Here is a 15,018-nt window from a genome sequence, read left to right as displayed (position 1 = left end):
GAAGGGAAGGCGAGGCTGCCGGGGCGACGGCCTTGGTGCCGGGCCCGCCCGACGCGCTGTTCACCACGGCGTAGGTCACGCCACCCACCAGCAGCAACAGCGCCAGCACACTGCCCGCGATCACCAGACCCCGCCGACGGTGCCCGCCGCCGTCCTCGGCCGGGCCGGGCCGCCCGGCCGGTGCCGGCGGGCCGGTGGGCCCACCGGGCGGCCCCGGCGGCACGGCCGCGCCGTACGCGGCCACGGGCGGGCCCACGGGCGGCGGTGGCAGCGGGCCGATGCCGGGCAGCGGCGTCCCCGGGGTGGACTGCGTCCGGGTGCGGTCCGGCCGGGACACCTCGGTCGGCAGCTGCGGACGGGTCCCGCCGGGGGCGCTGCCGGACACCTGGCGCAGCAGGCGCACGGTCTCCGCCGCGTCCGGTCGTTCGAGCGGGTCCTTGCGTAACAGGGCTTCCAGCACGGGGGTGAGCGCGCCCGCGTTGCGCGGGTCGGGCAGCGGGTCGGCCACCACCGCCTGGAGCGTGCTCATGGTGGTGGTGCGGTGGAACGGCGACTGCCCCTCCACGGCCGCGTACAGCGTGGCGCCCAGCGACCACAGGTCCGACTCCGGCCCTGCGCGGTGACCGAGGATCCGCTCGGGCGCGACGTAGTCGGGCGAGCCGACGATGTCGCCGGTCCTGGTCAGATTGGGCGAGCCGGTGAGGGTCGCGATGCCGAAGTCGGTGAGCACGACCCGACCGCCGCGCTCCAGCAGCACGTTGGCGGGCTTCACGTCGCGGTGCAGGACTCCCTGCCGGTGCGCCTGCTCCAGTGCGGCCGCCACCTGCTCGCCGACCCGGGCGGCGTCCCTCGGCAGCAGGGTGCCCTCCTCGGAGAGCACCTCCCCGAGCGAGCGGCCGTCGATCAGCTCCATGACGATCCACGGCCGGCCGTCCTGCTCCAGCACGTCGTGGACGGTGATCACACCCGGGTGCCTGATCCGGGCGGCCGCCCTGGCCTCCTGCAGCATCCGGGCGTGCAGCAGGGGCAGGTCCTCCTCCGGTACGCCGTGCGCGCTCAGCTCCTTCACCGCGACCCGGCGGCCGAGCTTGAGGTCCTGGGCAGCCCAGACCGTGCCCATGCCGCCGCGCCCGATCCGTTCACCGAGCCGGTAGCGTCCGCCGATCACCCGCGGTTCCTCCGCCGGCGGCGGGCCGGGTGGCGTGTCGTCCTGAGAGCCCATGGCGTTCCCGCATTTCCTGTGCGCCCTCTTCCAGAAGACGCTGCAGGGTTGTCCCGGTCAAACCGGGGTGGACACCACGACGGCCCCGGACTCCGCCGAGTCCGGGGCCGTGGCGTGCGGGCGCCGGTCAGATGTGCACGGCCGGGCCCGCGTCGGTGCTGCCGCGATGGGTGAGCAGCGCGAGCAGGGCGGCGGCGAAGGCCACCACGGAGGCCACCACGAAGGCGAGCGACATGCCGCTGACGAAGGAGTCGTGCACCGCGCCGGCCATCGCGTCCACCGCCTGCTGCGAGGTGCCGGGCGGGGCCGGCGGGGTGATGCCGAGCTGGGCGGCCTGCTTGAGGCCCTCGGCCTGCGGGCCCTCGACCGGGGGCAGGCCGGCCTAGGCCCAGTTGCCGGGCAGCACGTCGCCGACCTTGGCGGCCATCAGCGCGCCCAGCACGGCGGTGCCGAGGCTGCCGCCGACCTGCATCGCGGCCTGCTGCAGGCCGCCCGCCACCCCGGAGAGCTCCAGCGGGGCGTTGCCGACGATGACCTCGGTCGCGCCGACGATGACCGGGCTGATGCCGAGGCCCATCATGACGAACCAGAGCGCCATCTCGCCGTTGCCGGAGCCGGTCTCCAGGGTGGACATGCCGAACATCGCGACGGTGGTGAGCAGCATCCCGACCATGATCGGGATCCGCCTCCTGGGCCTGACGCGCGTACTCTTCAAGAGCGACAACCTGAGCTGCGATCCCGGCGACGACCTGGTCGAGCGCCTCGCGCTCGCCCGCCAGCAGATCGGCCACGGCCGAGTCCTCTGCGGTGGCCGACGCGCAGGCCTTGGCCGCCGTGCTGTAGCGGTGCAGCGAGTCCGCGATCATCCACAGCCGTTCCGGGAGTTGGACGGTGTTGGCGGCGCCGAGACACCGAGGTCGGTCCGGTGCAGTCCGGACCCGAGGATCGCCGCAGCCGCCTGCTGCGCCCGAGAGAGCAGCGCGCGGGCGTCCTCGGCGAGCCAGCTCGGGTGGATGTAGTGGCCGCGGGCCGCTTCCAGTGCCCCGTCGATGTGGCGGTTCTCCCACCAGGTCAGCAGGGCGGCCATGACGGCCATGAGCGCTCCGCCCGCGATCGGCGAGTACGGCCCGTACCCCGAGCGGCTGCGCCGGCAGTTCGAGGGCGTGATCTGGAGGTTTCGGACGGGCGGCCAGTGGCGGGAGATGCCGCAGGAGTTCGGCGCCTGGTCGACGGTCCACAACCGCTTCCGGCAGTGGCGGGACGCCGGGGTCTTCGAGGCCCTGCTGGAGGGCGCGATCGCGGAGGCCGCGAAGCGGGGTGAGGTGGACCTGTCGCTGGTCAGCGTGGATTCCACCACCGTCCGCGCCCACCACGCCGCCGCCGGAATGCACCTCGACCCGGACACGCTGGCCGACCTGGAGAAGGCGGCCGAGGAGGCGGAGAAGGCCCGGCAAAAGGGGGAGGCCTGAAGGAACAAGACGGGCAGGACACCGCAGACGACCCGGAACGGGACGAGCGGCGACGTGTCCGACGCCGACGCAAGCTCCGCCCGAAGGCCGCCCTGCTCGGCCGATCCCGCGGCGGGCAGACCAGCAAGGTCCACGTAACCGGCGAGCGCAAGTGCCGCCCGCTGGCCATCGTCCTGACCGAGGGGCAGGCCGCCGACAGCCCGCAGTTCATCCCCGTACTGAAGAAGGCGCGGGTACGCGGACCGGTCGGCCGTCCCCGCACCCGGCCCGGCGCGGTCCCGGCGACAAGGCCTACTCCTCCCGCGGCAACCGTTCCCACCTGCGCAATCGCGGTATCAAGGCCGTCATCCTGGAGAAGCGGGACCAGGCCGCCAATCGAAAGAGGAAGGGCAGCAAGGGCGGCCGGCCAGTCGGCCACGACGTCGAGCTCTACAAGGAGCGCAACACCGTCGAGCGCCTTATCAACAGGCTGAAGGCCTGGCGGGGCATCGCTACCCGGTTCGACAAGAAGCCCGAGAGCTACCTCGCCGGCCTCCACCTCCGCGCCTCGATGATCTGGATCAAGGACCTCGCCAAGACCGCACCTTGATCACGACCAAATACGCTCCCTAGGGCTTCCACCCCCAGGCGGTGAGCATGCCGGCCGACAGTGCGGCGCACTCGTCGGAGTCCAGGTAGCGGACCGCCGCGTCGACGGCCTCGTCGTCGACCAGGCCGGTGGCGCACATCGCGGCTCTGCTCCGGTCCCAGGTGTCCGCCCAGAAGCGGCTGATGGGGCTGCCCGGCAGCAGCGGCGGCACGTGGACCTCGGCGGCGACGGACCGCAGTCCCGCGCGGCGCAGCAGGTGCGGGTACGACGGCACCCAGGAGACGTCCGTGCCGATGGTGGCCCGCAGCCCCTGCCACATCGCCCGCATCACCGTGGTGTACGGCGTGCGGGGCGTCCGGTCGCTCGTCAGGTCGACCGCGTCGCTGAGCACCAGCACGCCTCCGGGTACGAGGAGTTCGGCGAGGGCGGTGATCAGGCGGTCGTGTTCGGGAAGGTGCATCAGGACGAAGCGTGCGTGGACGAGGCGGAACCGGCCGGGGGCGAAGTCCGCAGCGGTGACGTCGGCTTCGAGCAGGTCGAGCCCGGGTCGCGCGCCGAGGAAACGCACGTCGCGGTCGACGGCGAGCACGCTTGCCACCCGGGCCTCGTCGAGGAGCCGGCGGGAGACCGTGCCCGTGCCGGCGCCCACGTCGAGGCAGTGCCACCCCGGGCCGGCGCCGAGTGTCCTCAGCCGCGCCATCGTGACGTCGTCGTAGGCGAGCGCGCCGAGGTCGGTCCGTTCGCCCTCGCCCGCCTGCTCGGGACGGAAGACGGCCTCGCCGTAGCGGCCGCCCGTCCCGTCCCCGCTCGCTGCGGCGGTCACGCCGCGGCCTCCGTGGCGACAGGGGCGGCGCCGGGGGTGTCGTCGGACCCGGGGGCCCCGGGGGACCGGAGCAGCGGGTCGTCGAACCGTTTCATGGCGGGCCCTCCTCGCGCGGTGGCGGGCGGCCCGCCCCGGGGCCGCCGCGCCACCGATCCTGCACCGGCGTCCGCCGGGGCGGCCGAGGCACGCCGTGCCTGGGCCGATCGGCCCAAGGGGTGCGGCGGCGCGCCGGAGGAGGGCACGGGCCCGCGGCGACGGCGTTGTCGGTCCGGTTGCCCAGCGCCCGGGTCACAGGCCGGGAGATCACCCGAACGGGAGGTGGCGGACGGCCGGGCAACGGCGCCGGTGGCGGGCGGGATCAGTCCAGCTCGTTCTTGTGGACGACGCCGTTCTTGACGATGAGGCGCAGGTGGCGTTCGGGATCGGCGAGGACGGACAGGTCGGTGGTCGGGTCGCCGTCGACGACCAGGAGGTCGGCCCACGCTCCCGGCGCCACGACCCCGAGCGGCGCCGCGCGGTAGGGGTCGCGGGGGCCGGACAGCCGGAACAGTTCGGCGTTGCCGGAGGTGGCCATGCGCAGGACCTCGACCGGGCTGAGGTGGGCGCCGAGCCGGACGAGCATCTCGTTCTGCCGGTGGCTCTTCCCGGGGTCGAGCACCAGGTCGGTGCCGAAGGCCAGCCGCACGCCGTGCTTGACGGCCCACGCGAAGGTGCGGGAGACGCCCTCGCACACCTCGCGGTTCTTGCGGTCGCTGTCTGGAGAGGCGTAGTGGTGGTCGTCGACCTCGAACGGCTGGGTGCTCAGCCACACGTCCCGCTCCGCGAGGTGGCGGATGGTGTCCTCGTCGGCGAGGTGCCCGTGCTCGATGCAGCGCACCCCGGCCTCCACCGCGCGGCGCACGCCTTCGGAGGTGTAGACGTGCACGGTCACGTAGGTGCCCCAGTCGGAGGCCGCGGCGACCGCCGCCTCCAGCTCCGCCGGGGTGAACTGCAGCACGTCCAGCGGGTCGAACTCGGAGATGACGCCGCCGCCGGCCATCAGCTTGATCTGCGTCGCGCCCTTCCTGAGCTGCTCGCGCACCGCGGCGAGGACCCGCTCCGGCCCGTCGGCCACCCGGGTGAAGCCGATCTGTTCGGTCCGGGCCTGCGGCCCGCCGAGGGCGGTCGGGGTGTCGTGGACGGCCCCGAAGTCGCCGTGGCCGGAGGTCTGGGAGACGGCCGCCTGGCTCGGGTAGATCCGCGGCCCCGGGAAGAGCCCGCGGTCGAGGACCCGTCGCAGCGGCTCGGTGTCGCCGGCCATGTCCCGCACTGTGGTGAAGCCGCGCATCAGCATGTCGCGGGCCGCGGCCAGGGCCTGGTAGTAGACGGTGCCGGTCGGCGCGAGCTGCAGCTCCGCCATGGTGGCGCCGATCGCGAACAGGTGGACGTGCGCGTCGGTGAGGCCCGGGATGAGCGTGCGGCCGCCGCCGTCCAGCACTGTCACCCCCCGGGCGCCACGCGGGGAGGCGCGGCCCGGCGCCACCTCCGTGATCCTGTCCCGCTCGATGCGGACGTGCCCCGGTACCGCCTCCCCGCCGGTCCCGTCGAAAACGCGCACGTTGGTCACCAGCAGCCCGGCACCGGAGTCGTCGACACTCATGGCGCCATCCTCGACCGGCCGCGGGGCCGTCACCAGATGGGTCACCCGAACGGACCAGGGCCGGCCTTCGGAATCCCGCCGTCCGCCGGGCGGGGAGGCGGTGACCGAGGGCTCCCCGGCGTGCGCGGTGCGCGCCGGAGGGCGGTTGCGGGGTGAGGGCGGGGCGGACGGGGAAGGACACGGACAGGGGTCGGTTGTCGGATGCTGCTGTCACGGAGGACCGATGCGCCGGGACGGACGGATGGCGAACACTCTGCTCGCACTGCTGAGCCGGGACTGGGCGGGTGTGCCGGTCGCGCTGGTGGTGGCCGCGGTGGGCGGCTGCCTCGTCGGGCTCGGCGCTACCTGGGCGGTGGCGCTCGGTGCGCTGCTGGTGGCCGCCGGTGTGGTGATGCTGGCCGGGGCCGTGCGACACCTGGTGCTGATGGCCCGCGAGGCGGGGGAGCGGCCGGTGCCGGGGACGCTGGTCGACGTGGGCGGTCACCGGATGCACGTCCTGGGGGAGGGGGACGCGGCGGCCGACCGTGGTGTGGATGCCCGGTGGACACGCGCCCGGTGAGGAGTTCGGGGAGCTGCACTCGATGACGGCGGCCCGGACCCGCTCGGTCCTGGTCGACCGGTTCGGCACGGGCTGGAGCGATGCCGGGCCCTTCCCCCGGACCACGGCGGTGGAGGCGGAGGAACTGCTGGCGGCGTTGGAGAGGGCGGGGGAACGGCCCCCGTTCGTGCTCGTCGGCCACTCCTTCGGCGGGTTACTGGTCGCCAACGCGGCCAGGCGGCGGCCGGATCTGGTGGCGGGGCTGGTGCTGCTGGACCCGACGCCCCTGGAGGTCATCGCCTTCGCGCCGTCCAACCGGCTGATCACGGGGATGCGCCGCAGTTTCCTGCTGGCGGCGGTGCGGCATCTGTTCGGTGCGCACCGCGGCCGTGGCGGTCGGACCGGCCAGCACTGCGCCGCCGCGTCGATCTTTGCCGAGCTCTCGCCGTCCGGCCTGGCCGGGGTGGGCTGGGAGACCGTGGTGTACGACGGGGATCTCGGGGACCTGCCGCTGGTGCTGGTGATACCGCGTGATCTCGTCGGCGGCGAGGCGGTGCTGGCCGGCGCCCGGGACGCGGTCGAGGCCGAGCGGATCAGGAACTTCTACCTCCGGACCAGGGTCCGGTACCTGGCGGCGTCGACGGCGTCCCGGTTGGTGTACACGCCGGAGGGGACCGGCCACGACTTCCCGCGCGAGGCGCCCGGGTTCGTGGTCGGCGTGGTCGAGGACCTGGCGCGGGAGCTGCGGGTGACCAGCCCGTGACCGTCCGCCGACCGGCCGGCGGCCGACCGACTGACGGCCGTCCGCCGATCAGCCCATGACCGTCCGTGCGGAGCCCGGCCGGACCGGGCGCCGGCGCGAGAACGAGCCCAGGTCCACGACGTTGCCGGTGTGTTCGCAGCGGTGGCGGACGGGGTCGGCGTCGTGGTCGTGGCCGGCCTCGACCCGGTCGACCAGGGTCGCGAGGTAGCGGCCCACCAGCGGGGCGTTCTTGAACTGGTTGCCGCTGGTGCCCATGGCGACGTAGTAGCCGTCGAGGTCGGTGCGGTCGTAGACCGGGGTCCAGTCGTCGGCGACGTCGTACACGCCCGCGACCCCGAGCGGCCGGTTGGGGACGCCGATCGCCGGGAAGCGGCGCGCGGCCCGGGTCACCTGGGCCCGGAAGCGACGGGCGGTGGGGCGGGGGTCGGCCTCGTCCGGGTCGTCGATCCACTCGGGCGGGTCGCACTCCGGCTCGGTGCCGCCGACCAGGAGGTGCCCGCCGGGTGCCGGCCGCAGGTAGGTGCCGAGGTCGAGGTCGGCGACGACGGGGCCGGGGCCGGCGGCGTGGCCGCCCGGGGCGGCGACCTGGTGGACCTCCTCGCGCAGCGGTCGTACACCGACGGTGAAGTCGCCCCCGACGCCCGCCAGCCGGTTGAGGCCGCCCGACCACGGGCCGGCCGCGTTGACCACGACCGGCGCGGCGATCGGCGTCCCGTCGGCCAGGCGGATGCCCGTCACCCGGCCCGCGTGCCGGTCGACGGCCACCACGGTGTGGTGGAACAGGAAGCGCGCGCCCAGCCCGCCCGCCGCGTCCGCGAGGTTCTGGGCGGCGAGCTGCGGGTCGTCGACGAACCCGGCGTCCGGGGTGAACAGGGCGCCGAGTTCGCCGGTGGGAGCGGCGAAGAAGGCGTCGTCGTCCACCGGCTTCGGCGGCCAGTACCGCCCGGGGTCGATCCCGGGGAGGCGGCTGCGCAGCGTCGCGGTGTCCCACTGCTCGTACGGGACGCCGGCGCGGTCGAACAGGGCGGTGGTGCCCGCCAGGGCGGTGCCGGGGGCGTCCAGCAGGACGGCGCCGGTGCGGTGGAAGGCCGCGAGCGGGCGGCGGCCGGTGAGCCGCAGGTGGTCGGGCCAGGACGTCCAGAGGTGCCGGGCCTCCCAGGCCGTGGCGACGCCGTCGAAGGTGGAGTAGGTGAACCGGACGATCGCGCTGGAGGCGCCGGTGGAGCCGTGGCCGGCCGCGCCCGCCTTGTCCACGACGACCACCTGCCGCCCGGTGCGGGCGAGTTCGAGGGCGATGGCGGCGCCGATCACCCCGGCTCCGACGACCACAGCGTCCGGTCGGCTTCCGGTCATGACGGCCTCTCCTCGGTCGGGGGTGTGCGCAGGCCCGGCACGGAGGCGAGCAGCGTCCGGGTGTACGGGTGCTGCGGGCTGCGCAGCAGGGTCCCGGTGGGGGCGGTCTCGACGATCCGGCCGTGCCGCATGACCGCCACCGTGTCGGAGACGTAGCAGACCGCCGGCAGGTTGTGGCCGATGAACAGCATGGACAGGCCGAGCCGCCGCTGGAGTGCGCGGATCGTGTTGAGGACGGAGGCCTGCACCGAGACGTCGAGCGCCGAGGTGATCTCGTCGGCGACCAGCAGGCCGGGTTCGACGGCGAGGGCGCGCGCGACGGCCACCCGCTGGCGCTGGCCGCCGGACAGCTGCCGCGGCAGGCGGTCACCGAACCGGGGGTCCAGGCCGACGAGTTCGAGCAGGGCGGTGACGCGTTCGGCGCGGGCCCTCCGGTCGAGCCGGTGGAAGGCGGTGGCCGCCTCGACGAGCGTCTGGCGGACCGTCATCCGGGGGTCCAGCGCGGTGTCCGGGTCCTGGAGGACGACCTGGACCAGGCGGCCGAGCCGGCGCCGGTCGCGGACGGTGCGGACCCGGAGTTCCCGGCCGTCGAGGAGGACCCGGCCCCCGTGCACGGGGCCGAGGCCGACGATCGCGCGGGCCAGGCTCGACTTGCCGGAGCCGGACTCGCCCACCAGCCCGAGCGTGGTCCCGGACGGGACCTCCAGCGAGACGCCGTCCACGGCGGTGACCGGACCGTACGGACCGTGGTGGCGGACGGTGAGGCCGGAGACCTGAAGGGCGGTCATGACGCGGCCACCGCGACGGGGTACCAGCACGCGACCCGCTGGACCGGGTCGAGGTCCTCCAGCGGCGGGGCCTGCTCGCCGCAGCGGTCCCGGCTGTGCGCACAGCGGGGCTCGAACGGGCAGCCGGGGGCCGGCGCGAGCGGATCGGGCGGCGCGCCCTCCACGGTGGGCAGCGGCCGGTCGCGATCCGCCGTGAGGTCCGGCACCGACGCGACCAGGGCCCGGGTGTAGGGGTGCCGGGGGGCGGTGGCGAGCCGGTCGGCGGGCAGGGTCTCGACGACCGTGCCCGCGTACATCACCAGCACGCGGTCGCAGAACTCCCCCACCAGCGCGACGTCGTGGCTGATGAACAGGACGGCGGCGGAGGTGTCCCGCCGGATCTCGGACAGCAGCCGGGTGATCTGCCGCTGCACGGTGACGTCGAGGGCGGTGGTCGGCTCGTCGGCGATGATCAGGCCCGGTCGCACCATCAGCGCGGCGGCGATCATCACCCGCTGGCGCTGGCCGCCGGAGAGCTGGTGGGGGCGGGCGCGCAGCACGGCCGGGGGCAGGCCGACCCGGCGCAGGGCGTCGGAGGCCTCCAGCGACGCCTGCGCGCGGCTCGCGCCGCGATGGGCCCGGACGGTCTCGGTGAGCTGGGTGGAGATCCGCAGCGACGGGTTGAGCGCCGAGGCCGGGTTCTGGAAGACCATCGCCAGTCCGGTGGCGAGGTGGTGCTCGCGCTCCTTCGGCGTCATGGCGGCGAGGTCGGCGCCGAGCAGACGGAGGGTCCGTCGGGTCACCCGGGCCCGGTCCGGGAGCAGGTCGGCGATGGCGAGCGCGGTGAGCGACTTGCCGGAGCCGGACTCGCCGACGAGCCCGACGATCTCGCCGGGCCGCAGCGACAGGCTCACGCCGCGCACGGGCCGGATCACGCCGTCCGGGGTGGGGAGTTCGACGCCGAGGTCCTCCACCTGGAGCACCAGGCCGTCCTCGGCGGGCCCTCCCCCAGCCTTCGGCCGGGGGGACCCCCATGGTGCGGTCGGCTGCGGGGGCGTGCGGGGTGCCGGGCCGCGCCGGGCGACGCCGCCGGCCAGGACCTCGCCGAGCAGTTGGAACGTCACGGCCGCGTAGAGGACGGCCAGGCCGGGGGCGAGGGCGGGCAGGGGGTCGGCGTAGACGCGGTCGAGCCCCTGGTTGAGCAACTGCCCCCAGTCGTAGCCGGGCGGCTGGACGCCCAGGCCGAGGAAGCTCAGCCCGGAGAGCGCGACGAGGGCGGTGCCCGCCGCCGTGGTGGTGCTCAGCAACAGCGGCTCGGCGATGTTGGGCAGTACGTGCCGCCACAGCAGCCGGTGACGGCGCAGGCCGAGCACGCGGGCCGCGGCCAGGTGGTCGGTGCCCGCGACGCCGGCGGCGAGGGTCTGGGCGAGCCGGGCGAAGCCGGGGACGCCCGCGACGGCGAGGGCGAGCACCGCCCCGCCGGCGCCCGCGCCGAACACCACCGCGAGGAAGAGCGCGACCAGCAGTGCGGGGAAGGCGAGCAGCAGGGTGATCAGCGCGGCGAGCCGCCGGCGGGCGCGGGGGCCGACGACGGCGGTGGCCGCGCCGAGCAGGACGCCCGCGGTCGCGCCGAGCAGGGTGGCGGCCAGCGCGAGCAGCAGGGAGGGCCGGGTGGCGGTCAGGACCCGGGCGAGCACGTCCCGTCCGAGGTTGTCGGTGCCGAACGGGTGCGCCGCCGAGGGGCCCTGCAGCACCGCCGAGGGGTCGGGGCGGTCCGCGGCCGCGCCCCACAGGAGCGGGGCGGCCAGTGCGAGCAGGACCAGCGAGGCCAGCATGGCCGCCGTGACCCAGGCCAGGGGCGAGCGGCGGTACCGGGTGGGAAGGGGCATCGGGTCCTCAGCTCTCCAGGATCGCCGAACGCGGGTCGAGCAGTGCCAGCAGCACGTCGACCAGGAGGCCGGAGAGCAGCACGGTGGTGCCCAGGACCAGCACCATCGCCTGGATCACCGGGTAGTCCTGGGCGGCCACGGACTGTGCCATCGCCGAACCGATGCCGGGCCAGGAGAACACCCGCTCGACCAGGACGGTGCCGGCGATCATGGCGGGCAGCAGGCTGCCGGCGACGGTGAGCGAGGCGGTCGCCATGTTCGGCGCCGCGTGCCGCAGGTAGCGGCGGGCGGGGGACAGGCGCTTTCCCCGGGCCGTGCGCAGGTAGTCCTCGGACAGCACCTTCAGCGCCTCCACCCGGACGATCCGCACCAGGACGGCCGTGGGTGCGAGGGAGAGCGCGAGGACCGGCAGTACGAAGGACTCGACGCCCGCCGCACCGGCCACCGGGAGCAGTTGGAGGCCGACGGCCAGCAGCGCGGTCAGCCCGGCGGCCAGGACGAAGTCCGGCACCCCGGCCAGGCCGGCGGTCACCGCCGTGAACGCCAGTTCGCTGCGCGGGTGCCGGCCGTCCCGGGTGCGGACGGCGACGAGCAGTCCGCAGGGCAGGGCGACGGCGAGGGTGACGAGGAAGGCCAGGCCGGCGATCTCCAGGGTGGCCGGCAGCCGGGTGCGGACGAGCTCCGCGACCGGTGTGCCGGTGACCAGCGAGGTCCCGAGATCGCCGTGCACCAGGCCCTCCAGGTAGTGCCGGTACTGGGACGGGAAGGGCGCGTCGAGGCCGAGTCGGTGCCTGCGGGTGGCCACCAGGTCGGGGGAGGCGTCGACGCCGAGGGCGGCGCGGACCGGATCCCCCGGGACCAGCCGGATCATCGCGAACGACGCGGTGAGCACGACCCCGAGGGAGAGGAGCAGCCGGGCCGTGCGGCGCCCGAGGAACGCCGTCCACGGGTGCCGGAGCAGGCGGGGTAAGGACACGTCGGGCCCCCGGGTCATCGGTGCAGGCGGATGCTGGTGGGGACGATCTGGCCGCCGAAGGTGGTGGCGAAGGTGGTGCGGTGGCCGTAGACGGTGCTCCGGCCGTCGGCGATCGGCAGGGCGTCGGCCGAGCGGAGGAGGGCGGCGGAGGCCTGGTTCCAGGTGCCGCAGCCGGCGGTGTCGGTCTCCTGGAGCGCCCGGGCGACCAGGGCGTCGTACTCGGGGTTGGCGACACCCGCGAAGTTGAGGCCCTGGGCGGGGGTGGGGCCGGAGAAGAACGGGACGAAGCCGACCGGCAGGGCGAAGCCCGGTGTGCTGCCGACCACGACGTCGAAGTCGCCGGTCCGGTACATGGCGTTGACGAGGGCGGGCAGGCTCTCGGTGACCAGCCTGACGTCCGCGCCGAGCGCCGTCCAGGCGCGGGCCATCAGCTCGGCGGCGGACGGCAGGGTCGGGCCGATGTCCGGGCTGGTGATCAGGCGCAGCCGGAGCGGGTGGCCGTCCTTGCCGAGGGGGCCGTCCGCGGTGCGGCTCCACCCGGCGGTGCGCAGTGCCGCGGCGGCGTTCTGTGCGGGCAGGTGGGCGGAGGCGAGGTCGGCGTGGCAGACGGCTCCCTCGGCGCCGAAGTCGGTGGCGGGCCGACCGGTGCCGCCGACGGCGACGTTGGCGAGCCCCTGGCGGTCGAGCGCGGACACCAGGGCGCGGCGCAGCGCCGGGTCGGCGAGGGGCCGGCCGGGGCGCTGGTTGAAGAAGGTCAGCCCGACCACGGTGGCCACGTCGGCGGAGGTCAGGCCGCGGCCGGTGAGCCGGGCGCGGTCGGGGCCGTTCACGCTCGCGATCTCGACGCCCCCGGTGAGCAGCAGGTTCGCGGCGGTGGAGGCCTGGGGCACCACCGAGAGGACGATCCGGGCCGGGAGGCCGGGCTCCGCGGTGCCCGCCCCGGCGGGTCCCCAGGTGTAGCCCTCGCGGACGGTGAACTCGTACGGCCCGCCGGGGGTGTAGCGGGTGAGCACGTACGGGCCGGTGCCCTGGGTGGCCCGGTCCAGCGCCTCGGGCCGGTCGAGGCCGGCGGGGCAGACGACCGGCAGCAGGCCGAGGGTGCGGGTGAGGAACGGGAAGGGGGCGGCGGCGGTGGCCGACACGGTGCCGGCCCGGTCGTCGGCGCTCGCGGTGAAGGGGACGCCCGGCAGGACGGTCCGGGCGCCGGCGAGCTGGTTGGCCGGGTCGCCCGCGTAGGTCAGGGCCCGGGCCACCGCGGAGGCGGTGAGGGGGGTGCCGTCGGAGCAGGTGATGCCCGGGCGGAGCGTGAAGACGGCCGTGGTCGTGGTGGCCTGCCAGGACGAGGCCAGGCCCGAGACCACGGTGCCGTCGGGGGCGACGTTGAGCAGCGAGTCGTAGGCGTAGCGGGCCTGGGCGGCGCCGAAGGCGGAGTACGGGTCGAAGCTCGGGGTCTCACTGGACGCGGCGATCCGGACGGTCCCGTGGTCGACGAGCGGCGTGCTCGTCGAGGACCGGGCGGTGCCCCCGCAGCCGGCCAGCGCGACGGCCGTGGCGGTGACGGCGGCCGCCAGGGGGACCGGCAGGGTGCGACGCGACATGGGGTCATGGTGCCACCCCGCATGGGCGGACGGCGAGTCAACTCGGCGACGTGGCAAGCATGTTCGAACCGCTACAGCCGCCTCCTGGGGCGGCCGTCACGGTTCGCGCGGCCCCGGGCGATCGGGTACGTCTCATCCGTTCGGGGGACAACGCGGCCGTCGTTTCGCGGACCGGGCGACGGCGCGGCCGGTCGTCGCCACACTGGCCGCATGAGGACGAGGACGAACGGACCGGGTGAGGAGGTCGGCCGACTGGCCGAACGCTACTGGGAGTTCCTACTGGAACGCGATCCACTGTGAGGGTGCGCCAGGACCTCCCGGTCGAGACGCTCCCCGGGGCGTCGCTCGCCGAGGCCGAGGAGCGGGCCCGGTTCGCGCAGGGCGTGCTGGGCGCAGGGTTCGATCTGCGGGCCTTCCACGAGGCGGTGCCGGGTGGCGGCGGGCCGCCGTTCCCCGCCCTGCGGCGGAGGGTGGCGCGCGAGCTCGGCGGGCATCGGGAAAGCGATCAGAATTGATATGCCAATAGGACCGGAGCCTCCCTCGGGGGTATGCGTACTGCCATCAGTTGCGGCCGAGGGCACGGATAACACTCGCATGAGTGAAACCCGCCGAGACTGTTTGGTCTCGATGGACATGACTGGACTACGGTGGCGGAGGAGCGGGCGGTGTGCCCCCGTCGACGAGGAATTCGGCCCGGCCGGGAAACCGGCAAAAAGGGTCGGGAATTCCGGGAGAGGGTGCTCCCGTCCGCTCGGCTGTGCGTACTCCGGAGTTCGCAGTACCCGGGGACCCTGTCATCCGTCTGCGTAGAGAGGTTGGAGCATCATGCCGCCCGTAGTCCCGCCGTTCCTCGTCGGTCTCATCGTCGCGCCACTGGCCAAGCGTCTCCTCAAGCCGCTGGTGCGCGGCGTCGTCAAGACGTCCGTCGGAATCGCCATGGAAGTGAAGAAGGCGGCCCACGAGGCCGGGGAGAACATCCACGACCTCGCGGCCGAGGTGGCCGCCGACATGGTGGCGGCGCAGATCGTCGCCGGTGACGGCCACCGGGCCGCCGATGGTGCCCCCACCAACGGGGAGACGGCCAACGGGGAGAAGGACGAGACCGCCGACCGGCCCGAGTCCGAGACGAGGGCCCCGAAGATCCGCGCGACCGCCGGTGTGGGTGCCGGCAAGGTGCACTGACACCCTGATCCGCGGTCCGGCCCGCCGCCTGGGCCCGTCTTCCGGCCGACCCCGGAGGACGCGTCCGTGCGGCGGTCGGGCGCGGGCCTTTCGGCCGCATCACTTCCCCGTCCCAGACTTTCCACTCCGTCGCAGTAATCCGCCGGGCGCAGAATTCCGCCGCGCCCGTTGACGGACCACCCGCGACCTCCGCAAACAGGTGATCGTACA

General features: G+C 74.8%; 15 protein-coding genes and 1 pseudogene. 5 read left to right on the top strand and 11 right to left on the bottom strand.

All coding sequences use genetic code 11. The annotated features are described in order from the left end of the window. From C2142_RS31275 to C2142_RS31260, 4 genes are all read right to left on the bottom strand, one after another. Window positions 1-1,168 (bottom strand): serine/threonine-protein kinase (locus C2142_RS31275; RefSeq protein ID WP_346766402.1); only part of this gene is annotated, 1,168 nt, incomplete at its 3' end. Window positions 1,169-1,349: 181 nt separating this feature from the next. Further along, window positions 1,350-1,493, bottom strand: coding sequence for a hypothetical protein (locus C2142_RS42050; RefSeq protein ID WP_162002599.1), 144 nt, complete (start codon window positions 1,491-1,493; stop codon window positions 1,350-1,352). 111 nt (window positions 1,494-1,604) lie between these two features. Next, window positions 1,605-1,886, bottom strand: a complete 282-nt coding sequence (locus tag C2142_RS42045) for an MFS transporter (protein ID WP_148646183.1) — start codon at window positions 1,884-1,886, stop codon at window positions 1,605-1,607. A gap of 198 nt (window positions 1,887-2,084) precedes the next feature. Further along, a complete protein-coding gene (locus C2142_RS31260) occupies window positions 2,085-2,318 on the bottom strand; it encodes a hypothetical protein (protein WP_148646182.1) in 234 nt (77 codons plus the stop codon). On the opposite strand from C2142_RS31260, the pseudogene C2142_RS31255 reads away from it, so the two are divergent. Further along, a pseudogene (locus C2142_RS31255) lies at window positions 2,308-3,280 on the top strand (IS5 family transposase). The gene C2142_RS31260 and the pseudogene C2142_RS31255 sit on opposite strands and share 11 nt — an antisense overlap. 19 nt (window positions 3,281-3,299) lie before the next feature. On the opposite strand, the gene C2142_RS31250 reads toward C2142_RS31255, so the two are convergent. Together C2142_RS31250 and C2142_RS31245 are read right to left on the bottom strand one after the other, a co-directional pair. Then, window positions 3,300-4,103 (bottom strand): class I SAM-dependent methyltransferase, encoded by an 804-nt coding sequence (locus C2142_RS31250; RefSeq protein ID WP_148646181.1) that lies wholly within the window; start codon window positions 4,101-4,103, stop codon window positions 3,300-3,302. A gap of 358 nt (window positions 4,104-4,461) precedes the next feature. Continuing rightward, a complete protein-coding gene (locus tag C2142_RS31245; RefSeq protein ID WP_148646180.1) occupies window positions 4,462-5,742 on the bottom strand; it encodes an amidohydrolase family protein in 1,281 nt (426 codons plus the stop codon). A gap of 241 nt (window positions 5,743-5,983) precedes the next feature. Here C2142_RS31245 and C2142_RS31240 point away from each other — a divergent pair, with 241 nt between their 5' ends. Both C2142_RS31240 and C2142_RS31235 read left to right on the top strand, forming a co-directional pair. After that, window positions 5,984-6,301, top strand: coding sequence for a hypothetical protein (locus C2142_RS31240; protein ID WP_148646179.1), 318 nt, complete (start codon window positions 5,984-5,986; stop codon window positions 6,299-6,301). Further along, the gene (locus tag C2142_RS31235) at window positions 6,276-7,043 is read left to right on the top strand and encodes an alpha/beta hydrolase (protein WP_148646178.1); all 768 of its coding nucleotides are present in this window, start codon (window positions 6,276-6,278) and stop codon (window positions 7,041-7,043) included. Before C2142_RS31240 ends, C2142_RS31235 begins: the two co-directional genes overlap by 26 nt. 48 nt (window positions 7,044-7,091) lie before the next feature. On the opposite strand, the gene C2142_RS31230 is transcribed toward C2142_RS31235, so the two are convergent. The 5 genes from C2142_RS31230 to C2142_RS31210 are packed head-to-tail and all read right to left on the bottom strand — an operon-like array spanning window position 7,092 to window position 13,626. Next, the gene (locus C2142_RS31230; RefSeq protein ID WP_148646177.1) at window positions 7,092-8,396 is read right to left on the bottom strand and encodes an FAD-dependent oxidoreductase; all 1,305 of its coding nucleotides are present in this window, start codon (window positions 8,394-8,396) and stop codon (window positions 7,092-7,094) included. Beyond that, entirely contained in the window at window positions 8,393-9,184 is a 792-nt protein-coding gene (locus C2142_RS31225; RefSeq protein WP_148646176.1) for an ABC transporter ATP-binding protein, read from the bottom strand. Before C2142_RS31225 ends, C2142_RS31230 begins: the two co-directional genes overlap by 4 nt. Beyond that, on the bottom strand, window positions 9,181-11,052 hold the full coding sequence (locus C2142_RS31220) for a dipeptide/oligopeptide/nickel ABC transporter permease/ATP-binding protein (protein ID WP_241002887.1): 1,872 nt from the start codon (window positions 11,050-11,052) through the stop codon (window positions 9,181-9,183). Before C2142_RS31220 ends, C2142_RS31225 begins: the two co-directional genes overlap by 4 nt. Window positions 11,053-11,059: 7 nt before the next feature. Beyond that, window positions 11,060-12,028 carry an ABC transporter permease gene (locus tag C2142_RS31215; RefSeq protein WP_241002886.1) on the bottom strand — a complete coding sequence of 323 codons (969 nt, stop codon included), beginning with the start codon at window positions 12,026-12,028 and terminating at the stop codon, window positions 11,060-11,062. Between the two features lie 14 nt (window positions 12,029-12,042). Further along, the gene (locus C2142_RS31210) at window positions 12,043-13,626 is read right to left on the bottom strand and encodes an ABC transporter substrate-binding protein (protein WP_148646174.1); all 1,584 of its coding nucleotides are present in this window, start codon (window positions 13,624-13,626) and stop codon (window positions 12,043-12,045) included. Between the two features lie 302 nt (window positions 13,627-13,928). On the opposite strand from C2142_RS31210, the gene C2142_RS31205 reads away from it, so the two are divergent. Continuing rightward, entirely contained in the window at window positions 13,929-14,141 is a 213-nt protein-coding gene (locus C2142_RS31205) for a hypothetical protein (protein ID WP_148646173.1), read from the top strand. A 310-nt stretch (window positions 14,142-14,451) separates the two neighbouring features. Then, on the top strand, window positions 14,452-14,808 hold the full coding sequence (locus C2142_RS31200; RefSeq protein WP_148646172.1) for a DUF5132 domain-containing protein: 357 nt from the start codon (window positions 14,452-14,454) through the stop codon (window positions 14,806-14,808). The last annotated feature ends 210 nt before the right edge of the window (window positions 14,809-15,018 follow it).

It is taken from the genome of Streptomyces sp. CB01881 (assembly GCF_002953255.1).
GTDB lineage: Bacteria > Actinomycetota > Actinomycetes > Streptomycetales > Streptomycetaceae > Kitasatospora.
The sequence above is the reverse complement of the archived record's forward strand: the minus strand, read 5'-3'. Positions and strand labels throughout refer to the sequence as shown.